Genomic DNA, 21,658 nt, shown 5'->3' with positions numbered 1-21,658 from the left:
CGGACAAGGGAGTCATGGCATGCCGCGGTACCTGATCTCGTTCAACGACGGCGCGATGGACCACATCCCCGCCGAGGAGATCCCCCAGGTGGGCAAGGACGCGCACGCGGTCATCCAGGAGGCCGTGAACGCGGGCGTGTTCGTGTACGGCACCGGGCTCGAACGCCAGCAGGCGAGCATCGTGGGTACGGACGGGGTGGTCACCGACGGGCCGTTCCCGGAGACCAAGGAGGTCATCGGCGGGTTCGTGGTCCTCGACGTGTCCTCACGCGACGAGGCGCTGAAGTGGGCCGCCAAGATCGCCGTCTCGTGCCGCTGCGCCCAGGAGGTCCGGGAGATCATGCCCGACCCCGAGACGGAGGCGATGCTCCGCGCGGCGGGCCGGTGACCGGTCCGACGTCGACGCGATGACGGGGTGGGCGTGGCACCCGGACGGCAGCCACGCCCACCATGATCGCTAGCCTCGTGCGGTGAAACGTGAACTCGCCGCACTGTCCCTGCTGTTCGTCTCCGCGTGCGCACCAGCGGAGCCCGCTCCGTCGTCGTCCGCCGCTCCGTCGTCGTCGCCCTCCTCCGCCGCGGCGGCGTCGGCCGCTCCGCAGGCCGGCTCGACCGCGCCCGCGGACAAGGTCGCGACCGGGGCGTGCAACATGGTGGCCCGGGTGATCGAGCAGCAGGACGTCCGCTTCACGTCGAACTCGCCGATCGCCCTGCGCGCCCGTAGGGCGACCGACCCGGGCGTCCGGGAGGCCGGCGAGCGACTGGCGGTGGTGACGAAGGAATCCGGAGACATGTTCATCCGGAACGACCCGAACGAGGACACCGGTCCGGTCGACGCGCGCATGGCCGAGGCGCAGCGTGGGCTCCTCACGGCGTGTACGGCGTTGTTCGGTCCGCAGCCGTGGCCGTTCGCCCCGTCGCCGACAGCGAGCAGCTGAGCCGGGCGGTGCGCGGCGCTCCGTGGTGACGCAGGTTCAAGCCTGGCCGGCGGCCTGAGCGATGACGAGGGTGTGCTGGTATTCGCGCCAGTGGGCCAGCTTGCCGTCCCGCGTGCGCAACACCCCGATGAACGGCGCGGAGGCGGTCACGCCGGTCGTCGTGTGCGTGCCGACGAGTTCGTACTCGACCACGATCACCTCGGGATCGGCGGTCTCGTGGACGACCACGCCTCGGCAGTCGTCGAACCGCACCGGGAACAGCGCCCGGCCCGCTTGCGTGAACTGGAGAACGGTCTGCTTTCCCTCGGTGCGCGTCGGATGGCCGGGCGCGGCGAAGGGCGTCTCGATCACCACGTCGTCGGCCAGGGAATCCCCGTCGAAGGTGGGGAGGTTCGCCAGCCACCGGGCGCACATGCTGTCGAAGATCTCCTGCGGTGTCATGCCGGCCTCCAGAATAATGAGTGATGACTCGACTTGCGATCGAGAATAGTGAGTGGAGGCTCATTTTGATAGAGGGTCCGCCCCTGCGCGCCGACGCGCAGCGCAACCGGGCACGCATCCTGGACGCCGCCGAGGCGGTCTTCGCCGAGTCCGGCACACGCGCCTCCACCGAGGAGGTGGCCCGCCGGGCCGGCGTCGCCATCGGCACGGTCTTCCGTCATTTCCCCACCAAGGAAGACCTGCTCGTCGCGCTCATGAAGCGACTGCTCGTGCAGCTCGCCGAGGAGGCGGGAAGACACGACCTCTTCGGGTTCTTCCGGCACACGGTGGCGCAGGCCGCTGCGAAGAAGACCGCAGTCGACCTGCTCGCCGGATCCGGGGTGGACATCCGCCTCCCGGACGCGGTAGGCCACCTGGAGGAGGCGGTGGGCAGGCTGCTCGACCAGGCCCAGGCCGCCGGAGCCGTCGCCGGCTCGGTACGGCTACCCGAGGTGATGGCGCTGCTCACCGGCATGTGCCAGGGCGCCCTGCACGGTGGATGGGACGAGCACCTGCAAGCCCGCACGCTCGCGGTCGTCTTCGCCGGCTTCGAGCGCGGCTGACGGTCCGGCGTGGATCACGCAGCGGTGAACCGCGATAAACCGGTTGGCAGCTCCGGCGAGCGCTGTTAGCTTTCCGGTGGCCGTGCCGGAGGACGAGGGAGGTGGTACCCGTGACCGCAGTAACGACATGGGTGCTCCCCTCGGGGGTCACGGCCGGGCGATAGGTCGTCCGGGAGCGCCGTCGCACTCCCGAAAGGCACGACAATGCGATTCACCTCCGAACAGCGCCTCGCCGACGGCGTCCGCGAGCGCACGTTCATCCTCGGCGAGATCCCCGGCCTCCTGTGGACCCCCGCATCCGCGTCCGAGCCGGCCCCGCTGATCCTGCTCGGTCACCCCGGCGGACTGCGCCGGATGTATCCCCGCCTGGTGGCCCGTGCGGAGGGCTGCGTCGCGCAGGGCTTCGCCGCGGCCGCCATCGAGCTTCCCGGAAGCGGCGACCGCCCCGCGTCCGCCGCCGCCGAGCAGGCCCGCGCCGACCTGCGCCGAGCCCTGGCGGCCGGTGAGCCGGTCGCCGACGAGATCGTCGACCGGCTCGTCCTGCCGCTGGTCGAGAAGGCGGTCCCGGAGTGCCGGGCCGCGCTGGACGCCCTCCTCGCGCTGCCCGAGGTCGGAGGCCCGGTCGGGTACGCCGGCGGGGTGATCTCGATCGGCGTACGGCTGGCGCTGGTCGAACCGCGCATCGTGGCCGCGCTCCTGTTCGCCGGGAGCTTCGTGCCGCGCACCATCATCGAGGAAGCGCGGCGGGTCACCATTCCGCTGCACGTCCTGCTGCAGTGGGACGACGAGGGCAACGACCGGCAGATGGCACTGGACCTGTTCGACGCCTTCGGCTCCACCGAGAAGACGCTGCACGCCAACATGGGTGGGCACACGGGCGTTCCGCATTTCGAGGGGGAACCCGCGAGCCGGTTCTTCGCCCGGCACCTGCGGTAGCGGCGCGCAAGCACCGGACCCCGGCAGGGCCCGCCGTTAGGGTGGGGCACATGGCGCCCGTGACCGGACTGGACCACGTCGTCATCGCCGTGTCCGACTGGCGGGTCGCCACCGACTTCTATCGCGACGTCGTCGGCGCCGAGGTGATCGGCGTCGGCGGCGACCGCGTCGCCTTCCGGATCGGCCCCCAGCAGTTGAGCGTGCACGGGCCGGGGCTCGACCTCGGCGGCAACGTCGCACGCGTCCCGGTCCGCCCGGGCAACAGCGACATCTGCTTCGTCTGGGCGGGGCGGATCGAGGAGGCGGTGGCGCACCTGCGACGGCACGGCGTCGAGGTGGAGACGGGACCGGTCCGGCGGGTCGGTGCCGGTGGCGCCGGGACCAGCGTCTACTTCCGCGACCCGGACGGAAGCCTGCTGGAGTTCATCTCCTACCAGGAGACGCCGTGACGGTGGCCGGTCAGAGCGGGATTCACCTCGGCCCGCCGACCGGCGACGCCCAGGTGGGGCGCCGGATCAGGCAGAACGGGTGGCCCGCGGGGTCGGCGTACACGTGGTCGCCCGGCAACCGCCGCGCGCCCAGCGCGAGCACCGCCGCACCCGCCGCGTCCTGGTCGTCGACCATCACGTCCAGGTGCATCTGCTGCGGCACCGCCGGATCCGGCCACGTCGGCGGCGTCAGCCCGGAGGCGCGCTGGAACGCCAGCCCGGACGCCGCCGTACTGGTCGACACGACGGCGAAGTCGTCGTCCGCGTACGTGATCGGGTCGCCGAGGACCGCGCTCCAGAACCGTGCCTCGGTCATCGGATCCGGGCAGTCGACGATCAGGTGGTGGAGCCTGCCGAGCGGCATCGCGATCACCTCGTCAGCTCAGCCGCAGGTCGTGCTCGTCGAGGGCGGCCTCGATGACGTCCAGCGCCTTCGGCCCCATGCCGTGCAGGCGGGCCAGCTCCGCTCGCGGCACGCCGGCGAGCCGGCGCAGCGTGGTGTAGCCGGCGGCGGTCAGCGCTCTCGTGGCCGGTGCGCTGATCTTCGGCAGGCGGTCCAGGGACGACGTCATCGCCCGATGCTAGACCGCTAGGACCAGACCCGAAGCCCCTCCGAGCGCCCGACTGCCCCGGACGCGAACTCGTCCCCTTCAGACAGCCCTCAGGGCGGAGTCGGGGAGAAGGCCCGAGGGGCATATCGGGGCGTTTCCGTATAGGACTCGGGTGGGGCGCCGCTGAAGAATCGACGAGCATCCACACACTGGGAGGTGCCGTGTTCCGACGCACCGTGGCCGTCGCTCTGGCCGCGCTCACCGTCCTGGTGGGACTGCCCGGCGCGGCGCGCGCCGACGGTCCGCCGCAGCGGCTCGTCTGGGGCGAGTGCGCCGACGACCTGCCGAACGTCCCGCCGGACGAGCGCGTGCGATGCGCCCGGCTCCGCGTGCCGGTGGACTGGACCCGGCCGAACGGCCCGACGTTCGAACTCGCCGTGGCACGCCGGCTCGCGCGAACGCCGGAGCGGCGGGTGGGCACGCTGGTCTTCGGGCCGGGCGGCCCCGGCGACTCGGGGGTGGAGCGCATCCGCAAGGGCGACCGGTTCAGCGGCGAGTTGCTGGACCGGTTCGACCTGGTCAGCTTCGACCCGCGCACCGTGGCCCGCACCGCCGCGCCCGTCTGCACGCCGGATCCGGCGCTGCGCAAGCCGCCCGTCCCGCTGACCGGCCAGGCCGACTTCGACGCCGCAGTGGCCTACAACAGGGCCCTGTGGAGCAGGTGCCGCCCGACCAGCCCGGTGTTCGACCACGCCGACACGCTCAGCACCGTTCGCGATCTCGACGCGTTGCGGCGGGCGCTGGGGGAGCGGCGGCTGTCCTTCCACGGCAGCTCGTACGGCACGCTGCTGGGCCAGCAGTACGCCGAGCGGTACCCCGGCCACGTGCGGGCCGTCGTGCTGGAAGGCGTGTTCGACCACAGTCTCGACGTGCGGTCCTTCGTGCGGACACAGGCCGCCGCGTTGCAGGACTCGTTCGACGAGTTCGTGTCCTGGTGCGACAGGTCGGCGGACTGTGTGCTCCACGAACGGGACGTGCGGTCGGTGTGGGCGCGGGTGCTGGCCCGCGCGGACCGTGGCGGGTACGCCCCCCGTACCGCCTTCGACGTCACCGCCGTGGCACTCGGCCTGCTCGCCGGCCCGCGCTGGCCGCAACTGGCCGTGACCGTGCGGGACATGGACGCCGGCACGCCGCCGCCGGAGGTGAACCTCCCGCTCTCGGTCGCGGCGTTCTGCGCGGACTGGCCGGCGCGGGTGCGCGACCACACCGACTACGCCGGCCTGGTCCGGGACGCCGTGGCAGTCGCCCCGGACGTCCGGTACGGCGCCGGTCTGCTGGCCGTGCAGACCTGCCTGGGCTGGCCGTCCCCGGTCCGCAACCCGCCGCGCGCGCTGAACGTGCACACCCGCACGCCGCTGCTGCTGCTCAACGCGCGGCACGATCCGCGCACCGGCTACGCCTGGGCGGAGAACGTCGCCCGGCAGTTGGGCCGGCACGGGCGTCTGGTCACCTACGAGGGCTGGGGCCACGGCACCTACCAGCGCACCGCCTGCACGGAAGCGGTGGTGGACAGGTACCTCGTCGACCTGACGGTGCCCGCCCCCGGCACGCGATGCCCGGCGAGCTGACCCGGCGCGCCGCTAGAGCGCCGGTCCCGGGTCCGACGCCCCGGCGAGCGTACGGGCCGCCGGGCGCCGGTGCGGCAGCGCCGCCAGGCCCAGCACGAGCAGCAGCAGGACCGTGCCGACCAGGAACGGCAGCGACAGGGCAGGCTGGCCGAGCCACTCCCACGGCACGTGCCAGCGCGGATGCGGCTCGTCCAGGTGGTGCGTCAGCATCAGCGGCGCACCGAGCAGGATCGGCGCGACCCAGAACACCATCGCGACGCCGTACAGGACCTTCGCGGGCCCCTGCACCAGCGGGCGCCGTCCCTCGGCGCGCCGGCTGGCCCAGCCGAACAGGACCCAGCCGCCGGCCAGGCCCAGCACGAAGCCGAGCATCCCGGCGGGGTAGGCGGTGCCGGGGGTGGCGCGACTGAGGGTGACGTTCGTCGAGCCGTCGGCGGTGAGTTCCACGGCGAGGATGTGGTCGCCGCGTTCGGCGTACACGGTGATGTCCGAGGGGATGGACGCCGGGTCGCATCGCGGAGTGTCGGGGACGCAGTCGTAGGCGTCGGCGTAGAAGGGCTCGTGGCGCTTCCACCCGGCGGCGTCCAGGCGTTTCCGCAGGTCGGTGAGGCCGCCGGCCGGCGTCTGGTCGAACGACGCGGTCAGCTCCGCCAGCGCGTACTCGCCGCCGTCGCCGAGCAGCAGCTCGGACAGGAGATCCTCGCCGAGCGGGTGCCCGTAGACGAGGAACACGGCGGGCGGATCGTCCTGGTCGAGGTGGCCGGCCTGCCGGTCCGGGTAGAGCTGTCCCACCACGGCGGCCAGGTCCCGGTGGTCGAGCGGACGGGAGCCGAGCCAGGCGAGCCAGGTGCCGAACGACGCGGCGAACAACCCGCAGACCACCGCGAAGACCGACGCCCAGGCCACGACGGTACGGCTCGCCGGCCGTCCCAGCCGGGCGCGCAGACCGTGGCGTACGAGATTCGCCGCCACCCGGGTACGCCGGTGGGCCGCGCCGACGTCTCGTACCGTCTCCAGGATCTCGGCCCCGCGCGCGCGGCGGTAGTCACGGGGGTAGGCCAGCAGCAGCCAGCGGTGCATGGGCGTCTCCCTACGGGGCCGCGACGGTGGGGGTCAGGCGGTGCGGGGCCGCAGGGCGCGCAGCCGGGTCTCGGCGGCGGACGCGAGCTGCCGCAGCCGCTCGGTCTGGCGTGCCAGTTCGGCCTGCCCGTCGGCGCGCAGCCGGTAGTACCGGCGCAGCCTGCCGTCGACCACCTCTTCGTGGCTGAGTTCGACGAGGCCCTGCGCGACCAGCCGGTCCAGGGCGGCGTAGAGCGTGCCCGGCAGCAGGTTGACGCGACCGCCGGACAGGCCGGCGACCTCCTGGATGATCCCGTAGCCGTGGCGCGGCTCGTCGGCCAGCGCGGTCAGGATCAGGAACGTCGCCTCGCGCATCTCACTCACCGCGGCAACATATACAGTCAATCAATACATCGTCAACGGTCGTCGAGCAGATGCCGTCCGGCCATGAAGGCGCGCAGCGTCCCGGCGTCCTCGGCGGACATCAGCCACCGGGGGATCACGGTGGCCGGCATCCGTCCCACGTACACGATCCAGAAGTCCGGGGTCTCGGTGACCCGCGTGACGCCGTCCCAGGCGATGCCGCCGGACTCCGAGCCGCTGCGCATCATGATGTTGCGGTCGTCGATGTCGTAGCCGCCCTCGACGGCGTAGCCGCCGGAGCGGCGCCGGGCCCGCCACCGCACCCACGGCGCGTACAGCATCGACAGCACGCCGGCCACGATGAAGGCGGTCCACAGCGACGCGAAACGGTCACCCCGCTCCGACGCCTGCGAGGCGATCCACCCGATCACCCCGATCGCGGCGAGGGCCGCGCCGATGTAGCCGAACCGGCGCAGCCGGGCGGCGGCCAGCGCGGCGGCCACGCGGGCCGGATAGGCGGGGTCGGCCGGTACGGCGAAACGGATCTGCATCGGCACCGAGGACCACCCACCGGACTCGTGTTCGGGACGGCGGGAGCGCTGCCCCGCGAAGACGTGCGCTCCACGTTACCGGTGGCCGGCCGGGGTGCGGTTTTCCGCACCCCGGCGGCTGCGGCCGGCCCGCTCAGGTCGGCGGTCGACCTCATGGTCCGGAACACCGCGGCTTCATAGCGTCATCGGCATGATCCGTTTGTGGCACGTAGCCGGCCGGCTGGCCGAGGAATCCGATCCGCCGCAGGGTGGGCCGGCCGGGTTGGTGACCGATCTGATGGAGCGGCTCGGCGCTCCGGGCGCCGGCCTGGCGGTGGCGCTGGAGAACCTGTTCCCGCCCATCCCGAGCGAGGTGATCCTGCCGTTGGCGGGGTTCACCGCCAGTCAGGGCCGGATGAACCTGTTCGCCGCGATCATCTGGACCACCATCGGTTCGGTGGTGGGCGCGCTGGCGTTGTACTGCGTCGGCGCCGCGCTCGGACGCGACCGGGTCCGCGCGATCGCGGTACGGCTGCCGTTGATCCAGGTGAGCGACATCGACCGGACGGAGACGTGGTTCGCCCGGCACGGGGTGAAGACGGTCTTCCTGGGCCGCATGATCCCGATCTTCCGTAGCCTCATCTCCATCCCGGCCGGTGTGGAACGCATGCCGGTCCCCACGTTCCTGCTCTACACCACGTTGGGCAGCCTGATCTGGAACACCGTGTTCGTGATGTCCGGCTATCTGCTCGGGGAGAACTGGCACGTCGTCGAGCCGTACGCCGGGACGTTCCAGCGGGTCGTCATCGTGGTGTGCGCGCTCGCCGTCTCGTACTTCGTCGTGTCCCGGCTGATCAGGGCGCGCCGTCCGCGACCGGCGACCGAGCACGCCGTACGCGGCACGCTGTACGGAACCCCGCGCCGGCCGGACGACGGCCGGTGACCGGTGGCTAGGTTGGCAGGCGGCCGGACACGCGCCCGGCCGCCCGCCATCGACCCGGGACGACACGAGCCACGACGGGAGGCCCCGATGCCGGAGCACACGGTCCGCGGTCGGCGGTCGCGCCTTCTCGCCGTGGCCCGGCGAGGCCGGCCGGTGGCGGCCGTGGCCGTCGGAGTCCTGACCGCCGCGGCCGAGGCGCTGTTCCTGCTCCTCGCCGCGCTCGCCGTGGTCGCGGTCTCGCCGGCGCCGGCGGTCCGTCGCCGAGTCGGCGCCACCACCGTCCGGTACGCCCGGCGCGTCGCGGAGTGGGAGCGGCGACGCCTGGCGGTCGTCGCCTCGGAGGAAGTGCCACCACCGGTGCGGGCGAGCGGAGCCCGGGTCGTCGGCTACCTGGCCGCCCGGCTCCTGCCGGCGGCGCTCGGCGCGCTCACCGCCGGGCTGCTCGTGGTCGGCGTGGTGCTCGCCGCGATCGTGGTGCGCTCCTTCGTGGCGGGCACCATGACCGTCGCCGGGTTCCTGCTCCAGGTGCTGATCGGGGCCGCGCTGCTCGCGGTGAACCTCCAGGCGATGGCCGGTGTGGGCACGCTGGACCGCCGGCTGGCCCACCGCCTGCTCGAATCCCACACGCGCGAGGCGTTGCAGCGGCGGATCAGCGAACTCGCGGTCAGCCGGGCCGGCGTCATCGCCGCTGTCGACGCCGAGCGTCAGCGCATCGAGCGCGACCTGCACGACGGGTTGCAACAACACCTCGTCGCCCTCGGCATGCTGCTCGGGCGGGCGCGCCGCAGCCGCGACCCCGACAAGGCACGCGCCCTTCTCACGCAGGCGCACGAGGATGCCCAGCGTGCCGTCGACGAGCTGCGGGAGGTGGCCTGGCGGGTCTATCCGTCCGCACTCGACCACACCACCCTCGACGAGGTGCTGACCATGGTGGCACAGCGGTCGGCGACACCCGTCAAGATCATCTACGATGTGCCGGTCCGGCCCGCACGGCCGGTCGAGACCGTGCTCTACTTCGTCGCCTGCGAGGCCCTCACCAACGCCACCAAACACGCCCGTGCCACGCTCGTCGCGATCGAGATCGAGGCGCGGGACACGACGATCGGGATGCGTGTGCACGACGACGGCATCGGCGGCGCCGACCCGCACGGCAGCGGCCTGCAGGGGCTCGCCCGCCGGGTAATCGCGCTGGACGGCCGGTTCGACGTGCACAGCCCACCCGGTGGACCCACCACGATCCGAGCGGAGCTGCCGTGCGCATAGTCCTCGCTGAAGACTCCACCCTGCTCCGCGAAGGGCTGATCCGCCTCCTGGCCGACGAGGGACACCAGGTGGTGGCCGCCGCCGCGGACGCCGACCAGCTCGTCGCCGCCGTCGACGAGCACCGCCCCGACGCCGTCGTCACCGACGTCCGGATGCCGCCCACCAACACCGACGACGGACTGCGGGCCGCGCTGGAGATCCGCCGCCGCTGGCCGCACGTCGCCGTGCTGGTCCTGTCCCAGTACGTCGAGAAGCGCTACGCCGCGAAGCTGCTCGCGGACCGGTCCGAAGGCGTCGGCTACGTCCTCAAGGACCGCGTCGCCCAGGTCGAGGAGTTCCTCGACGCGCTCGACCGCGTCGCCGCCGGCGCCACGGCGCTCGACCCCGAGGTCGTCCGGCAACTCATGTCCGCCACGAGCCACAGCGACCCGCTGGGCCGCCTCACCCCCCGGGAACGCGACGTGTTGCACCACATGGCGCAGGGGCACACCAACGCCGCGATCGCCGGACGCCTGCACGTGTCGCAGAGCGCTGTCGAGAAGCACGTCAACACCATCTTCGACAAGCTCGACCTGTCCCACGTGACCGGCTACAGCCGCCGCGTCCTGGCGATCCTGCGCTACCTGGGCTCCTGATGCCGACCGGCTCGTGAAGGGGACGGCCGGTCAGATCCGGCGCAGCACCAGCGTCACGAACCCCAGCACGCCGCGGTATCCGCGCAGCCACTGGTCGCGGTGCTCCCGGGCGGCGGCCAGCGCGCCGGCGGCATCCGGGTGACCCGGGTTGTCCAGCGCCCACTCGGTCAGCGAACCGGTCCACGACCACTCGTAGTCGTCCCACTCGGCGGCGTCGCTGACGTGCGCGTACACCGGGGTCCAGCCGGCCTGCTCGCCGGCCGCGACCAGGCCGGCGAGGTCGGTGTGGTCCTCCGGCTTCGCGTCCAGCGCCGCCAGTGCCTCCGGCGTCGGCGGCACCTGCCAGAATCCCTCACCGACCATCAGGACGCCGTCGGCGTTCACGTGCCGGCCGGCCAGCTCCAGCGTGCCGCCGAACCCGCCGAACGCGTGCGTCGACCCGACGCAGAGCACCAGGTCGTAGTCGCCGTCCGGCACGTACGACCGGGCGTCGCGCTCGTGCAGCGTGAGCCGGTCGGTGAGGCCCCGCACGGCGGCGGCCTCAGTGGCGCGTTCGAGCGCGTGCGGGTTGAGGTCCACGCCGTCGGCGTGCCCGTCCGGGTGGTGCGCGAGTGCCTGCAACGCCCAGGCGGCCTCGCCGCAGCCCAGGTCGAGGATCCGGGCCGCCGGCCGGCGACCGGCCCGGCGCAGCAGCCGGTTGACGTTGACGCCGGAGAGCGGGGCCGCGATCGGGTGGTGCGAGTGCGCGATGCTGCTCAGCCGTTGACGGTCCATCGTCGCAGTCAACACGAGCACAACCGGATTGTCGTGCCGGTCAGGTGCGGCAGACGATCGTCGCGTCGTCGGTGGCCACGCCCTCGCGTGCCTCCGCCTCGCGCACCCGGCGGACCACCTCGGCGGGGCCGTCGGTCTCCAGCAGGCGCAGCAGCCCCGGCCAGTCGGTCAGGCCGAACGTGTCCACGAGGCGGCTCGCGCCGTTGCTGAGCAGCGCCGCCGTGCGTACGTCGTCGGCCGGGCACTCGCCGGTGACGGCCTCGTCCACCACCCGGGGGTCGTCCTTGGCGACCCAGAACCCGCCGAGGCTGTTCCGCCGGGCCCGCAACTCCATGAACAGCCGCCGGTACTCGTCGCCGCCCTCGGGCACGTCCCTCAGCCGCTCCTCGAAGGACCGGGCGATCACCACCTCCCGCGGATCGTGGGCGACGACGGGCTCGCCCACGGCCCGGCCGACCACCGCGACGGCGTCGCCGAGGACCAGGTGCTCGACGGTCCCGCCGGAGAACCGGAGCATCGCCACTGCGGCGAACGGGCTGATCGGGTGGGTGACGTCGCAGGTGTCGCGGTGCTGGTCGGTGACCCGCTCGATGCCCTCGGCCAGCACGTCGCGCAGGCTCCGATCCTCGGCCAGCGCCCCGAGCAGCGCGCCGCCGAGCCGGGTCGCGTACCAGGCGATGCCGTGGTGGCAGACCTCGTCCGCGCCGGAGATGCCACCGGCGCCGTCGACCAGGACCATGCCGCAAGGGACGGCGCCGGCGAGATCCTCATTGGCGCGGCCGGGATGCCCCGCGTCGGTCGCCATCGCTACCCGCATGCGCCCCATCATGCCTGCGTCGGCGGCCACGCGGTGCCCCGCGAGGCTTGATCTCAAGCGCGGTTGAGGTCCTAGCGTCGTGCTCACCGACCACTGCCGGAGGTAGACCACCATGACGACGCCGCACCTGTCCGACGCCGAACTCGCGGGCCAGCCGGCCGCCTACTGGACGGGCGTGGCGTACGAGTCGCTGATCGCCTTCACCCGCGCCCGGCAGGCCGAGCACGGCTTCACCCAGCCCCAGTTCTGGCTCCTGCGCAACCTGTCCCCGAACGACCTGCTGCCCGGCGGCGGCGGGCTGACCGTCCCCGAACTGCGGCAGGCGATGGCCTCGTATCTGCGGGCCGAGGACGACCTGGACGCCGAGGCGGAGGTGCTGCGGGAACGCGGCTGGCTCAGCCGCGACGCGGACGGCCGGCTGCGGATCACCGAGGCGGGGGAGGCCGCCCGGAACCGCCTCAAGCAGCACGCGCCGGCGATCCGCGCCCGGATCCACGAGGGCGTCGACGACGCGGACTACGTCACCACGCTCAAGGTGCTCCGGCAGATGATCCGCAACACCGGCGGCACCGGGTAGCGAACCGGCCCGACTCAGGACGCCCGTAGCCGCCGGAGGGCCAGGCGCACTCCCTGATGGAGCAGCACGCCGGCGCCGGTGTTGACGACGGCGAGCACTGCCGCGCCGAGCAGTCCGGCGCCGACGTCCATCACGTCGGTCGCGACCAGCACGGCCGGCCAGCCCAGCGCCGCGGCGGCGAGCGACGACCGCCACCAGCGCCCGAGGAGAACCCCGAACAGGATCAGCACCGGGATCATCGCGAACGACCTCCCACCGCCGGCTCGTTCGAGCGTACGCCCAGGCCACCCCCCGTCGGTCGTCGCGACTGCCGGAATCGGCCGTACGGGCACGCCCGGGCCGCCAGGATGAGGTGATGCGCGCCAGTCAGAAGATCCGCCACCGGCACGCCGACGTCGACGGCCTGGAGGTGTTCCTCCGCGAGGCGGGACGCCCCGGCGACCCGGCGGTGCTGCTGCTGCACGGATTTCCCAGCTCGTCGCACACGTTCCGCGAGGTCATGCCCGCGCTCGCCGAGGTCGCGTACGTGCTCGCGCCCGACCTGCCCGGCTTCGGGATGTCCTCGTCGCCCACCGTCGACGAGTACGACTACACGTTCGAGAACCTGTCGTGGACGGTCGAGCGGCTCCTCGGCCGGCTCGACGTGGACCGCTTCTTCGTCTACCTGCACGACTTCGGCGCGCCGGTCGGATACCACCTGGCCACCCGCGCCCCGGAACGGATCCGCGGCCTCGTCGTGCAGAGCGGCAACGCGCACGCCGACGGGCTCGGCGCGCAGTGGGACACCGCGCGGGCGTACTGGGCGGACCCGGGCGAGGCCACCCGCGCCGCGCTGCCGGACTGGCTGACCTTCGCCGGCACCCGGGACCAGTACCTCGCCGGGCTGCCCGGCCACGTACGCCGGTTGCAGGCGCCCGAGGCGTGGCACCTGGACTGGGCGCGGATGACCCGGCCCGGCAACGTCGAGGCGCAGTTCGCGCTGTTCACCGACTACGCGAACCACGTCGCCCGGTTCGGCGAGATCGCCGCGTACCACAGCGCCCACCAGCCGCCGGCGCTCGTGCTGTGGGGCCGGCACGACGCGTACTTCGACGTGGACGAGGTGCTCGCGTACCACCGCGCGCTGGACCGGATGGACGCGCACATCTACGACGGCGGCCACCTGCTGCTGGAGACCCACGCGGCCGAGTGCGCCGCGCTCATGCGCGCGTTCGTGCGGGACAACTCGTGAGCCGGGAAGCCGCCGACCTGGAGCTGCCGCACGACCTGACGTCACGGCGCGGTCGGCGGCTTCGCCTTCTGCGGGTGGATCGTCTCGTGCCGGGCCAGCATGGCGACGAACTCCCCGATCTTGCGCTGCCGGGTCTCGGCGCGCTTGACCGCGTTGAGCCGGTGAATGAGCGAGAACCTGTTGGCGCTGGTCAGGACGTCGAACATGGCCTGGGCGGCAGGCTCGGCAGCGATGGCGGCGAGCAGGTCGGCGGGCACCTCGGCCTCCGACGGGGGCGCGTAGGCCGCCGCCCACCGGCCGTCCGCCTTCGCCGCCTCCACCGCGGCCCGGCCCGCGGGCGTCATCCGCCCCTCCGACTCCAGCCGGGCCACGTGCGCGACGTTGCGCTGCGACCAGGAGCTGCGCGCCCGGCGCGGGGTGTACCGGATCCAGGAGCTCTCGTGGTCGCGCTTGCGGCCCTGCCCGTCGATCCAGCCGAAGCACAGTGCCTCGTCGACCGCCTGCTGCCAGGTCAGCGTGGTGATCGTGCCGCCCTTGCGGCCCAGCGCCAGCCAGACACCCGGCGACGTGTCGTGGTTGGCGGACAGCCACTCGCGTAGCGCGTCCGCGTCGGGCACGATCAGCTCGTCCAACTCGGCGGTTCCCATGACCCGCAGGCTATGCCGGGGGTACGACATCCGCGCCAGCCTGCCGCTCGTGCGACCGGCGGGCGGCCAGCAACTCGTCCAGGTGCCGCTCGCTCCACGACCGGGCCGCCGCGACGAGCGTCAGCAGACTGCGGCCCAGCGGCGTCAGCGCGTACTCCACGCGCGGCGGGTTCTCGTCGTAGGCCGTGCGTGTGACCAGCCCGTCGCGTTCCATCGCCCGCAACGTCTCGGCCAGCACCTTCGGCGTGATCGTGCGCAGCGGCACCCGCAGCTCGGTGAACCGGCGCGGCCCGTGCTCCAGGCACAGCACCACCATCGCGGTCCACTTGTCGCCGATCTGAAACGGCATCGTCCGCGACGGACAGGCGGGATCGAACATGTCCGGATCGAGCGGCGTCACCGCCCGAGCGTAACGCCGGTACCGTTGCGGTAACCGGCACCCGGCGCTCTAGCGTCGCGCCATGACCAGCATCGCCGTCTTCGGCGCGGGCGGCCGGGCCGGCCGCGCCGTCACCGCCGAGGCCCACCGCCGTGGCCACCGCGTCACAGCCGTCGTCCGCGACCCCGCCCGCCATCCCGACCTCACCGCGGCGGTACGCGGCGACGTCACCGACCCGGAGGCGGTCGCCTCGATCGGGTACGGGCACGACGCCGTCGTCCACGCGGTCAGCCCGGCCTCCGGGCCGGAGGCGCTCGCCGCGGCCGGCCCCGATCCGGAGTTCTTCGTCCGGGCGGCCGACGCGCTCCTGCACGGCCTGGCCCGCTCAGGTGTGCCGCGGCTCGTGGCGATCGGCCTGTTCGCCACGCTCACCGACGCGCACGGCCGGCCTCTCTACGACGACCCGGCCGTCCTGCCCGCCGCGCTGCGGCCGTTCGCGCTCAGCCACGCCGCCGGCCTGGACCGGCTCCACGCGGCGGAGACCACAGTCGACTGGCTCGTGCTCACCCCGCCCGCCGCGCTGGACGTGGACGGCGCTCGCACCGGCCGGTACCGGCTCGGCGGCGAGCAGGTCCCGGAGTCGGCGCACCTGTCGTACGCCGATCTGGCGGTCGCGGTGGTCGACGAGATCGAGTCGCCGCGCCACCACCGCACCCGGGTCTCCGTGTTCGGCTAGCTAGCCGCCCGCGCCGTTGTGCCGCGCGACCAGGTCCGGCAGCTCGTCCAGCGAGTCGATGCGGAACAGGCACCGGCCGGCCACGTCCGGCATGTCGAGGATGTGGCCCCACGGGCCGCGCCGGATCAGGCACGCCGCCATGCCGGCGGCCATCGCCGGGGCGGCGTCGTTGTCCGGCCGGTCACCGACGTACAGGATCGCCGACGCGTCGCCGCCGCCCTCGCGGACGACCCGGGCGAAGAACTCCGGCGCCGGTTTCGCCACGCCCCAGGCCGCCGACGTGCCGATCACGTCCACCGGCAGGTCCAGTGCCCGCAGCGTCGCCTCGGCGTGCTCCGGCTGGTTGCCGGCCAGGCCGACGCGCAGTCCCTGCTCCCGCAGGGCGGCCAGGCACGCCCGCGCGTCCGGGTAGAGATCGTCGGCGCCGAACGACTCCGGGTCGCCGGCCGCGACCCGGCGCGCGAGTTCGGCGGTGAGATCGAAGCCGGGCCGGAAGGCCCGGAACACCTCCTGGTAGTCCAGGCCACGGGCGATCACCGCGCCGAAGACGGCGGAGAACGTGTGCCGTGGAACGCCCAGCCAGTCCGCCCAGGTCGCGAACTCGCGCGTCTCGTCGAGGATCGTCCCGCCCACGTCGAAGAAGACCGCCCGGATCATCAGCGGATCGTACTGTCGTTGATCAGCCAGTGGGGGGCGCCCGGGTGGCGCAGACTGCCCGCATGAATCCCGCCTTCCTCCCCGAACCGCCGCAGAGCCCGGCGGCGAAAGCCGCGTACGAGGACGACCTCGCCGCCGACGGCTACGTCAACAACCTCACCCGCGTCTGGTGCTGGCGCCCGGACGTGCTGATGTCGTTCCAGAACACGCGCACCGAGTTGCTGTCCGAGTCCACGCTGTCCTCGCGGGAGGTCGCGGTGCTGGTCGCCGCCACGGCCGCCGCCCGGGGCGACTCGTACTGCGCGCTGGCCTGGGGCGCGCGGCTGGCCGGGATGAGCGACGAGACGACCGCCGCGGCGGTGCTGCGCGGCACCGAGGCGGACCTGTCCGAGCGGGAGACGGCGCTCGCCGACTGGTCCCGCCGGGTCGTGACGGACCCGAACGCCACCATCGAGGCCGACACGCAGCGCCTGCGCGACGCCGGCCTGAGCGACCGGGAAATCTTCGAGGCGACCACGCTCATCGCGTTCCGGCTGGCCTTCTCCACAGTGAACGACGCGCTCGGCGCGCGACCGGACGCGCAACTGGCGGAGAAGGCGCCACGGCTCGTCCGGGAGGCGGTCACCTTCGGCCGCCCGGTCTGAACGAGCGGATTCCGGGCCCGGGCCGCGCCTCGACCGGGCGGCCACGGGCAGCGGTCCGCCACGCGACCGGAGATCATCATCTGGTGACCGACACCGCCGCGTACGCCTTGGCCGTTCCGCCGTTGTTCGCCGCCCTGGCCCCGGCGCGCGACGTCCTGATCGCCGGCGCCGGTGGCGGCTTCGACGTGTACGCCGGCCTGCCGCTGGCGCTGGCACTGTGGCAGGCCGGCAAGCGGGTGCACCTGGCCAGCCTCTCCTTCTCGGAGCTGGAACTGCTCGACCGGCAGGTGTGGGTGGACGAGCACGTCGCGGCGATCCGGCCGGACACCCTCAGCCCCGACTGGTACTTCCCGGAGGCGCACCTGGCCCGCTGGCTGGCGGGCCGGGACCTGCCGCCGACCGTGTACGCCTTCCCGCCGCTGGGCGTGCAGCCGCTGCGCGAGGCGTACCGGCACCTGGTCGACCGGCTCGACCTCGACGCGATCGTGCTCGTCGACGGCGGCACCGACATCCTGCTGCGCGGCGACGAGAGCGGCCTGGGCACCCCGGTGGAGGACATCACCAGCCTGGCCGCCGTGGCCGGGCTGGACGTGCCGATCCGGTTGGTGAGCAGCCTCGGGTTCGGCATCGACGCGCACGACGGCGTCAACCACGTCGAGGTGCTGGAGAACCTGGCCGCGCTCGACCGGGAGGGCGGCTACCTCGGTGCCTTGTCCATTCCGGGCTCCAGCCGGGAGGCGGTGCTCTACCGGGAGGCGGTCGCGCAGGCCCAGGCCGCCACCCCGCACCGGCCGAGCATCGTCCAGGGGCAGATCGCCGCCGCCACCGGCGGCGCGTGCGGAGACGTACGGTTCAGTCGGCGCACCGGCCACGGCGACCTGTTCGTGAACCCCCTCATGGCGATCTACTTCTCCGTCGACCTGCCCCGGCTCGCCGCCCGCTGCCTCTACCTCGACCGGATCGAGAACACGATCGGGCGGCGTCAGGTCGTCACCCGCATCGAGGCGTTCCGCGACGAGCTGCGGGCCACCCGGGTCCCGCGGGCGTATCCGCACTGACGGCCACGGCATGTCGTACCGGTGTGGGAGGGTCCGGGCATGACGACGTTCGTGCTCATCCACGGTGGCGGGGGCAGCGCGTGGGACTGGCATCTGCTGGTCCCCGAGCTGGCCGCCCGGGGTCACGACACGGTGGTGCCGGAACTGCCGATCGGGGACCGTTCGGCGGGGTTCGCCGAGTTCCGCCGGACGGTGGTCGACGCCGCCGGCGACCGCGACGACCTCGTGGTGGTCGGGCACTCGTACGGCGCGTTCACCGCACCGCTGGTCGCCGACCGGCTGCCGGTGCGGCTGCTGGTCCTGCTCACCCCGATGATCCCGCGGCCCGGTGAGAAGCCGGGGGAGTGGTGGGGCAACACCGGCTACCGCGAGCCGGAAGGGGTCAGCGAGGAGCAGCAGTTCTACAACGGCGTGCCGGCCGGGATCGTCGCCGAGGCGCCGTCGCACGGCCGGGAGCAGGTCAGCGCGGAGTGGGACGAGCCGTGGCCGCTGGCCACCTGGCCGGCCGTGCCGACGAGGGTGCTCATCGGCCGCGACGACCAGTTCTTCCCCGCCGACTTCCAACGCCGGGTGGCCGCCGACCGGCTCGGCGTGGTTCCGGACGAGATCGACGGCGGCCATTCGGTGGCGCTCAGTCGCCCCGGCCCGCTCGCCGACCGGCTGACCGCCTACCTGTCGGCCTGACCGTCCGGCCGCCGGGTTCAGGAGACCGCAGCGGCCGGGCGTGCGGGCTCCGGGTCGCGTGTGTGCCGGCGCGCCGGCAGCAGCAGCGGCGTGGCGAGCAGCAGCACCCCGGACACGGTGATCGCGGCGAGCGGGCCGACGACGGTGGCGAGGACGCCCCACACGGTCATCAACGCGGCCTGGGTGAGCCGGCCGGTGACGCTCCACGCGGTCAGGACCTGCGCGGTGTGCGCCTGCGGGGTCCGGCGCAGGCGCTCGGTCGCGTAGATCGGGTTGAACACGCCCATGCACGTGATGAGCACCGACTCGACGGCGATCACGGTCAGCAGTCCGGTGGTCCCGGGGTGGGTGAACGCGAGACCGAGCGGAACGATCGACCGCAGCCAGCCGGACACCGTCATCACCCGCTGCCGCCCGTACCGCCGCACCAGGCGCGGGCTCAGGCGTGCGCCGAGCACGCCGCCGAGCGCGGAGACGCCGAAGACCAGCCCGTACTGCCAGGCCGCCACCCGGTACTCACCCAGCAGGAGCACCGCCAGCAACGGCGCGGTCGCCATGATCAGGCCGCCGACCAGCACCGAGTTGAGGAACAGCCGCCACAGCACCGGGTCGCGGCGCACGAACCGCCAGCCCGCGCCCAGGCCGGCGGCCCGCGAGCCGCCCGCCGGGACGCGGGGCGCCGCCGTGTCGCCGGCCCGGATCCGCCGTACCGCGAGCGCCGACAGCAGGTGGCTCACGGCGTCGGCGGTGATGGTGACGACCGGGCCGAGCAGCCCGACGAGCGCGCCCCCGAGCGGCGGCGCGGCCGCCGTCGCGGCCCAGCTCGTCGCCTCGAACCGCCCGTTCGCCGCCAGCAGCCCGTCACCGTGGACCAGGCTCTTCAGGTACGCCCCGGACGCGGCGGTGAACGTGATGCCGGCCGTCCCGCAGACCACCGCGACGACGAGCAACTGGCCGTAGGACAACACCCCGAGCGCGTACGCGGCCGGCACGCTCGCCAGCGCCGCGAACCGGACCAGATCCGTCGCGACCATCACCGGCAGCTTGGACCGGTACGCCACCCACGGGCCCAGCGGGACCGCCAGCACCGCCGCCACGGCGAGCCCGGCCGCCTCCAGGAGCGACACCGCGAACGCCGACGAATCCAGCACCCGCACCGCGATCAGCGGAAACGCGCCGAACGCCAGCCAGGTGCCGTACGTGCTCACCGCGTAGGCCGACCACAGCCACCCGAAATCCGATCCCCGTCTCCGCACGCCCGCCCCCGTCGCCGATGCCCCGCGCATCAGACCGGCCACGCGGGTGCCGCAGCAAACAACCGCCGCCCGGCGCGCCACAACCATCGGCTGGACCCGCCTACTGTGGGCCGGTGGACAGCGAGGCGGTGCGGTCGTTCGTGCGGGCGGCCGAACTCGGGCAGTTCCGGCACGCCGCCGACGAGCTGGGCGTCACCCAGCAGGCCGTGTCGAAGCGGATCGCCGCGCTGGAGCGGGAGCTGGGAGTGCGCCTGTTCACCCGTACACCCCGGGGGGTCGAGCTGACACACGACGGCCGGGCGTTCCTCCCGCACGCCCGGGGCGTCGTCGCGGGCGCGGACCGCGCGGTCGCCGCGGTCCGGCCCGGCGCGCGGGCGCCGCGCATCGACGTGCTCGGCCTGCGCAGCGCGCAGGCCGTCCTGCTGCACGACTACTGGCGCTCGCACCCGGGCGTCGACCTGGACGTGGTGACGCTGCGGGTCGACGACCCACGGCAGGTCGCCGCCGCGGTCCGGGCCGGCGACGTGGACGCCGCGTTCCGCACCGTCACCGACCCGGCCGCGTTGCCGCCCGAGGTACGGATGGTCCGCGCCTTCGACTCGCCGCTGCAACTGCTCGCCGGGCCCCGGCATCCGCTCGCGTTCGCGCGCACGCTCACGCCCTCCCAGCTGCGCGGACACCGGCTCCGGGTGCCGGGCATCGTGCCGGGCAGCGAGTGGGGCGAGTTCTACGAGCAGCTCGCCGACGCCTTCGACCTGTGGGTGGACGCGACCGGGCCGAACTTCGGCACCGAGGTGCTCCTCGACACGCTCGCGGACTCGGCGGACGCGGCGACGCTCGTCGGCGCGCGGGACCGCTACCTCTGGCCCGGCGGCCACGACCTGCGCCGCATCCCGATCGCGGGTCCGGTGCTCGCGTACCCGATCAACCTCATGCTGCCCCGGACCGGCCCGCACCCGGGGCTGCGGCCGGTGATCCGCCACTTCGCGGGCCTCCCGGCGCTGACCGGTCCGGTCTGGCGGCCCTCGTGGGCCGGATGATCAGGGCTGCGACGTCCGCCGCGCCAGGTGGACCGTGACGTCGGCGGTGACCTCGACAATGCCGGGTAGGACGTCCCGGACGCGGCGGAACACCTGCTCGCGTACGTTCGGGGGCAGTTCGAGATAGGCCGAGACGGTCGACAGGAGACCGACGTAGTCGTCGGCGCTGATCGTGATCCGCCGCTCGATCTCCGACTGGCGCACGTCGGCGAACCACTCGGACGCGCGCAGCTCGGTGCCGGGCCACTGCATGCCGACCGCCGGCGGCGTGCCGTCCGGCGACGGGATCTCGTCGTCGGCGAGAAACTCGGCGCGGGCCGTGGCAACCGCGTCGCGCAGCGCCGGGTCGGCCAGCCGCAGCGGGCCGCCGAACGAGGCGAACACGCCACCGGGCGTGAGCAGCCCGGCGACCCGCTCCCACCGGCGGTCCGGGTCGGTCCAGTGCAGCGCCGCCGCCGCGTACACCAGGTCGTGCCGCCCGCCGGCGCGCAACTGCTCGAACGCGGCCTGCCGGACCCGGACGTCCGCAGGCACGTGCCGGCGCAGCTCGGCGAGCATCGCGGCGTCCGGGTCGGTGGCGGTGACCGCGATGCCGCGCCGGGCGAACAGCCGGGTGGCCTTGCCGGTCCCGGCACCGATCTCCAGGGCGCTCCGGACGGGCCGGCCCGCGTACGCCAGCACCAGATCGGCCAGTTCCTCGGGATAGCCGGGCCGGAACCGCTCGTACGCCTGGGCGGCCGCTCCGAAGCTCAACGCGCGATCCGGCATACGGATCATCCTT

At 73.6% G+C, this 21,658-nt stretch carries 30 protein-coding genes; 16 read left to right on the top strand and 14 right to left on the bottom strand.

Annotated features, from left to right (window positions below):
• Positions 1-19: 19 nt before the first annotated feature.
• Together EAD96_RS09395 and EAD96_RS09390 are read left to right on the top strand one after the other, a co-directional pair.
• The gene (locus EAD96_RS09395) at positions 20-388 is read left to right on the top strand and encodes a YciI family protein (protein ID WP_091427285.1); all 369 of its coding nucleotides are present in this window, start codon (positions 20-22) and stop codon (positions 386-388) included.
• 82 nt (positions 389-470) lie between these two features.
• Positions 471-938, top strand: a complete 468-nt coding sequence (locus EAD96_RS09390) for a hypothetical protein (RefSeq protein WP_121683986.1) — start codon at positions 471-473, stop codon at positions 936-938.
• 36 nt (positions 939-974) lie between these two features.
• Here EAD96_RS09390 and EAD96_RS09385 read toward each other — a convergent pair whose 3' ends face one another.
• The gene (locus EAD96_RS09385) at positions 975-1,379 is read right to left on the bottom strand and encodes a nuclear transport factor 2 family protein (RefSeq protein WP_121683985.1); all 405 of its coding nucleotides are present in this window, start codon (positions 1,377-1,379) and stop codon (positions 975-977) included.
• 65 nt (positions 1,380-1,444) lie between these two features.
• On the opposite strand from EAD96_RS09385, the gene EAD96_RS09380 reads away from it, so the two are divergent.
• The 3 genes from EAD96_RS09380 (at position 1,445) to EAD96_RS09370 (ending at position 3,366) form a co-directional block, all read left to right on the top strand.
• Positions 1,445-1,981 (top strand): TetR/AcrR family transcriptional regulator, encoded by a 537-nt coding sequence (locus tag EAD96_RS09380; protein ID WP_233585596.1) that lies wholly within the window; start codon positions 1,445-1,447, stop codon positions 1,979-1,981.
• 204 nt (positions 1,982-2,185) lie between these two features.
• Entirely contained in the window at positions 2,186-2,917 is a 732-nt protein-coding gene (locus EAD96_RS09375; RefSeq protein ID WP_121683983.1) for an alpha/beta hydrolase, read from the top strand.
• A 50-nt stretch (positions 2,918-2,967) separates the two neighbouring features.
• Positions 2,968-3,366 (top strand): VOC family protein, encoded by a 399-nt coding sequence (locus EAD96_RS09370; RefSeq protein ID WP_121683982.1) that lies wholly within the window; start codon positions 2,968-2,970, stop codon positions 3,364-3,366.
• Positions 3,367-3,388: 22 nt separating this feature from the next.
• On the opposite strand, the gene EAD96_RS09365 is transcribed toward EAD96_RS09370, so the two are convergent.
• Positions 3,389-3,769 (bottom strand): VOC family protein, encoded by a 381-nt coding sequence (locus EAD96_RS09365; protein WP_199733109.1) that lies wholly within the window; start codon positions 3,767-3,769, stop codon positions 3,389-3,391.
• 13 nt (positions 3,770-3,782) lie between these two features.
• Positions 3,783-3,977, bottom strand: coding sequence for a DNA-binding protein (locus EAD96_RS09360; protein WP_091427275.1), 195 nt, complete (start codon positions 3,975-3,977; stop codon positions 3,783-3,785).
• A gap of 200 nt (positions 3,978-4,177) precedes the next feature.
• Between EAD96_RS09360 and EAD96_RS09355 the strand changes: the two genes are divergently transcribed.
• Entirely contained in the window at positions 4,178-5,584 is a 1,407-nt protein-coding gene (locus EAD96_RS09355) for an alpha/beta hydrolase (protein ID WP_121683980.1), read from the top strand.
• A gap of 12 nt (positions 5,585-5,596) precedes the next feature.
• Here the strand turns inward: EAD96_RS09355 and EAD96_RS09350 are convergent, their stop codons facing one another.
• The 3 genes from EAD96_RS09350 to EAD96_RS09340 are packed head-to-tail and all read right to left on the bottom strand — an operon-like array spanning position 5,597 to position 7,557.
• Positions 5,597-6,664: a hypothetical protein gene (locus tag EAD96_RS09350; protein ID WP_121683979.1), complete on the bottom strand. Its 1,068-nt coding sequence runs from the start codon at positions 6,662-6,664 to the stop codon at positions 5,597-5,599.
• 33 nt (positions 6,665-6,697) lie between these two features.
• Positions 6,698-7,018, bottom strand: a complete 321-nt coding sequence (locus tag EAD96_RS09345) for a PadR family transcriptional regulator (protein WP_120573821.1) — start codon at positions 7,016-7,018, stop codon at positions 6,698-6,700.
• Positions 7,019-7,059: 41 nt separating this feature from the next.
• Positions 7,060-7,557: a YcxB family protein gene (locus tag EAD96_RS09340; protein WP_121683978.1), complete on the bottom strand. Its 498-nt coding sequence runs from the start codon at positions 7,555-7,557 to the stop codon at positions 7,060-7,062.
• Between the two features lie 190 nt (positions 7,558-7,747).
• Here EAD96_RS09340 and EAD96_RS09335 point away from each other — a divergent pair, with 190 nt between their 5' ends.
• The 3 genes from EAD96_RS09335 to EAD96_RS09325 all read left to right on the top strand — a co-directional run bounded on the left by EAD96_RS09335 (position 7,748) and on the right by EAD96_RS09325 (position 10,377).
• Positions 7,748-8,479, top strand: coding sequence for a DedA family protein (locus tag EAD96_RS09335; protein ID WP_121683977.1), 732 nt, complete (start codon positions 7,748-7,750; stop codon positions 8,477-8,479).
• A gap of 162 nt (positions 8,480-8,641) precedes the next feature.
• Entirely contained in the window at positions 8,642-9,742 is a 1,101-nt protein-coding gene (locus EAD96_RS09330; RefSeq protein WP_233585594.1) for a sensor histidine kinase, read from the top strand.
• Entirely contained in the window at positions 9,733-10,377 is a 645-nt protein-coding gene (locus EAD96_RS09325; RefSeq protein WP_120570239.1) for a response regulator transcription factor, read from the top strand. The genes EAD96_RS09330 and EAD96_RS09325 overlap by 10 nt, the downstream gene beginning before the upstream one ends.
• Positions 10,378-10,407: 30 nt before the next feature.
• Here EAD96_RS09325 and EAD96_RS09320 read toward each other — a convergent pair whose 3' ends face one another.
• Both EAD96_RS09320 and EAD96_RS09315 read right to left on the bottom strand, forming a co-directional pair.
• The gene (locus EAD96_RS09320; protein ID WP_121683975.1) at positions 10,408-11,151 is read right to left on the bottom strand and encodes a cyclopropane-fatty-acyl-phospholipid synthase family protein; all 744 of its coding nucleotides are present in this window, start codon (positions 11,149-11,151) and stop codon (positions 10,408-10,410) included.
• 40 nt (positions 11,152-11,191) lie between these two features.
• Positions 11,192-11,968, bottom strand: coding sequence for a hypothetical protein (locus EAD96_RS09315; protein WP_233585592.1), 777 nt, complete (start codon positions 11,966-11,968; stop codon positions 11,192-11,194).
• A 112-nt stretch (positions 11,969-12,080) separates the two neighbouring features.
• Between EAD96_RS09315 and EAD96_RS09310 the strand changes: the two genes are divergently transcribed.
• Entirely contained in the window at positions 12,081-12,545 is a 465-nt protein-coding gene (locus tag EAD96_RS09310; RefSeq protein ID WP_121683973.1) for a MarR family winged helix-turn-helix transcriptional regulator, read from the top strand.
• A gap of 14 nt (positions 12,546-12,559) precedes the next feature.
• Here EAD96_RS09310 and EAD96_RS09305 read toward each other — a convergent pair whose 3' ends face one another.
• Positions 12,560-12,784 (bottom strand): hypothetical protein, encoded by a 225-nt coding sequence (locus EAD96_RS09305; RefSeq protein WP_121683972.1) that lies wholly within the window; start codon positions 12,782-12,784, stop codon positions 12,560-12,562.
• A 116-nt stretch (positions 12,785-12,900) separates the two neighbouring features.
• On the opposite strand from EAD96_RS09305, the gene EAD96_RS09300 reads away from it, so the two are divergent.
• Positions 12,901-13,776 carry an alpha/beta fold hydrolase gene (locus EAD96_RS09300; RefSeq protein ID WP_121683971.1) on the top strand — a complete coding sequence of 292 codons (876 nt, stop codon included), beginning with the start codon at positions 12,901-12,903 and terminating at the stop codon, positions 13,774-13,776.
• Between the two features lie 41 nt (positions 13,777-13,817).
• Here EAD96_RS09300 and EAD96_RS09295 read toward each other — a convergent pair whose 3' ends face one another.
• Both EAD96_RS09295 and EAD96_RS09290 read right to left on the bottom strand, forming a co-directional pair.
• On the bottom strand, positions 13,818-14,423 hold the full coding sequence (locus EAD96_RS09295; protein WP_121683970.1) for a YdeI family protein: 606 nt from the start codon (positions 14,421-14,423) through the stop codon (positions 13,818-13,820).
• Positions 14,424-14,433: 10 nt separating this feature from the next.
• Positions 14,434-14,823 carry a helix-turn-helix domain-containing protein gene (locus tag EAD96_RS09290; RefSeq protein ID WP_233585586.1) on the bottom strand — a complete coding sequence of 130 codons (390 nt, stop codon included), beginning with the start codon at positions 14,821-14,823 and terminating at the stop codon, positions 14,434-14,436.
• 61 nt (positions 14,824-14,884) lie between these two features.
• On the opposite strand from EAD96_RS09290, the gene EAD96_RS09285 reads away from it, so the two are divergent.
• Complete coding sequence (locus EAD96_RS09285; RefSeq protein ID WP_121683969.1) at positions 14,885-15,538, top strand: NAD(P)-dependent oxidoreductase; 654 nt, start codon at positions 14,885-14,887, stop codon at positions 15,536-15,538.
• Here EAD96_RS09285 and EAD96_RS09280 read toward each other — a convergent pair whose 3' ends face one another.
• Positions 15,539-16,195 carry an HAD family hydrolase gene (locus EAD96_RS09280; RefSeq protein WP_121683968.1) on the bottom strand — a complete coding sequence of 219 codons (657 nt, stop codon included), beginning with the start codon at positions 16,193-16,195 and terminating at the stop codon, positions 15,539-15,541.
• 62 nt (positions 16,196-16,257) lie between these two features.
• Here EAD96_RS09280 and EAD96_RS09275 point away from each other — a divergent pair, with 62 nt between their 5' ends.
• From EAD96_RS09275 to EAD96_RS09265, 3 genes are all read left to right on the top strand, one after another.
• Positions 16,258-16,839 carry a carboxymuconolactone decarboxylase family protein gene (locus EAD96_RS09275; RefSeq protein ID WP_233585584.1) on the top strand — a complete coding sequence of 194 codons (582 nt, stop codon included), beginning with the start codon at positions 16,258-16,260 and terminating at the stop codon, positions 16,837-16,839.
• A gap of 83 nt (positions 16,840-16,922) precedes the next feature.
• Positions 16,923-17,897, top strand: a complete 975-nt coding sequence (locus EAD96_RS09270; protein ID WP_121683967.1) for a DUF1152 domain-containing protein — start codon at positions 16,923-16,925, stop codon at positions 17,895-17,897.
• Positions 17,898-17,936: 39 nt separating this feature from the next.
• On the top strand, positions 17,937-18,581 hold the full coding sequence (locus tag EAD96_RS09265) for an alpha/beta fold hydrolase (RefSeq protein ID WP_121683966.1): 645 nt from the start codon (positions 17,937-17,939) through the stop codon (positions 18,579-18,581).
• Positions 18,582-18,598: 17 nt separating this feature from the next.
• Here the strand turns inward: EAD96_RS09265 and EAD96_RS09260 are convergent, their stop codons facing one another.
• Positions 18,599-19,867, bottom strand: a complete 1,269-nt coding sequence (locus EAD96_RS09260) for an MFS transporter (RefSeq protein WP_305034159.1) — start codon at positions 19,865-19,867, stop codon at positions 18,599-18,601.
• Between the two features lie 83 nt (positions 19,868-19,950).
• On the opposite strand from EAD96_RS09260, the gene EAD96_RS09255 reads away from it, so the two are divergent.
• Positions 19,951-20,877 carry a LysR family transcriptional regulator gene (locus EAD96_RS09255; RefSeq protein WP_233585580.1) on the top strand — a complete coding sequence of 309 codons (927 nt, stop codon included), beginning with the start codon at positions 19,951-19,953 and terminating at the stop codon, positions 20,875-20,877.
• On the opposite strand, the gene EAD96_RS09250 is transcribed toward EAD96_RS09255, so the two are convergent.
• Entirely contained in the window at positions 20,878-21,645 is a 768-nt protein-coding gene (locus EAD96_RS09250; protein WP_121683964.1) for a trans-aconitate 2-methyltransferase, read from the bottom strand.
• Between the last annotated feature and the right edge of the window lie 13 nt (positions 21,646-21,658).

This window comes from Micromonospora sp. BL1, assembly GCF_003667485.1.
Taxonomy (GTDB): Bacteria; Actinomycetota; Actinomycetes; order Mycobacteriales; family Micromonosporaceae; genus Micromonospora; species Micromonospora tulbaghiae.
The sequence above is the reverse complement of the archived record's forward strand: the minus strand, read 5'-3'. Positions and strand labels throughout refer to the sequence as shown.

Bases quoted from the DNA above. Each gene is read 5' to 3' on its own strand.
- EAD96_RS09395 (WP_091427285.1), top strand. From the start codon at position 20: ATGCCGCGGTACCTGATCTCGTTCAACGACGGCGCGATGGACCACATC.
- EAD96_RS09385 (WP_121683985.1), bottom strand. From the start codon at position 1,379: ATGACACCGCAGGAGATCTTCGACAGCATGTGCGCCCGGTGGCTGGCG.
- EAD96_RS09375 (WP_121683983.1), top strand. From the start codon at position 2,186: ATGCGATTCACCTCCGAACAGCGCCTCGCCGACGGCGTCCGCGAGCGC.
- EAD96_RS09370 (WP_121683982.1), top strand. From the start codon at position 2,968: ATGGCGCCCGTGACCGGACTGGACCACGTCGTCATCGCCGTGTCCGAC.
- EAD96_RS09365 (WP_199733109.1), bottom strand. From the start codon at position 3,769: ATGCCGCTCGGCAGGCTCCACCACCTGATCGTCGACTGCCCGGATCCG.
- EAD96_RS09360 (WP_091427275.1), bottom strand. From the start codon at position 3,977: ATGACGTCGTCCCTGGACCGCCTGCCGAAGATCAGCGCACCGGCCACG.
- EAD96_RS09350 (WP_121683979.1), bottom strand. From the start codon at position 6,664: ATGCACCGCTGGCTGCTGCTGGCCTACCCCCGTGACTACCGCCGCGCG.
- EAD96_RS09345 (WP_120573821.1), bottom strand. From the start codon at position 7,018: ATGCGCGAGGCGACGTTCCTGATCCTGACCGCGCTGGCCGACGAGCCG.
- EAD96_RS09340 (WP_121683978.1), bottom strand. From the start codon at position 7,557: ATGCAGATCCGTTTCGCCGTACCGGCCGACCCCGCCTATCCGGCCCGC.
- EAD96_RS09335 (WP_121683977.1), top strand. From the start codon at position 7,748: ATGATCCGTTTGTGGCACGTAGCCGGCCGGCTGGCCGAGGAATCCGAT.
- EAD96_RS09320 (WP_121683975.1), bottom strand. From the start codon at position 11,151: ATGGACCGTCAACGGCTGAGCAGCATCGCGCACTCGCACCACCCGATC.
- EAD96_RS09315 (WP_233585592.1), bottom strand. From the start codon at position 11,968: ATGCGGGTAGCGATGGCGACCGACGCGGGGCATCCCGGCCGCGCCAAT.
- EAD96_RS09310 (WP_121683973.1), top strand. From the start codon at position 12,081: ATGACGACGCCGCACCTGTCCGACGCCGAACTCGCGGGCCAGCCGGCC.
- EAD96_RS09305 (WP_121683972.1), bottom strand. From the start codon at position 12,784: ATGATCCCGGTGCTGATCCTGTTCGGGGTTCTCCTCGGGCGCTGGTGG.
- EAD96_RS09300 (WP_121683971.1), top strand. From the start codon at position 12,901: ATGCGCGCCAGTCAGAAGATCCGCCACCGGCACGCCGACGTCGACGGC.
- EAD96_RS09295 (WP_121683970.1), bottom strand. From the start codon at position 14,423: ATGGGAACCGCCGAGTTGGACGAGCTGATCGTGCCCGACGCGGACGCG.
- EAD96_RS09285 (WP_121683969.1), top strand. From the start codon at position 14,885: ATGACCAGCATCGCCGTCTTCGGCGCGGGCGGCCGGGCCGGCCGCGCC.
- EAD96_RS09280 (WP_121683968.1), bottom strand. From the start codon at position 16,195: ATGATCCGGGCGGTCTTCTTCGACGTGGGCGGGACGATCCTCGACGAG.
- EAD96_RS09275 (WP_233585584.1), top strand. From the start codon at position 16,258: ATGAATCCCGCCTTCCTCCCCGAACCGCCGCAGAGCCCGGCGGCGAAA.
- EAD96_RS09265 (WP_121683966.1), top strand. From the start codon at position 17,937: ATGACGACGTTCGTGCTCATCCACGGTGGCGGGGGCAGCGCGTGGGAC.
- EAD96_RS09260 (WP_305034159.1), bottom strand. From the start codon at position 19,867: ATGCGCGGGGCATCGGCGACGGGGGCGGGCGTGCGGAGACGGGGATCG.
- EAD96_RS09250 (WP_121683964.1), bottom strand. From the start codon at position 21,645: ATGCCGGATCGCGCGTTGAGCTTCGGAGCGGCCGCCCAGGCGTACGAG.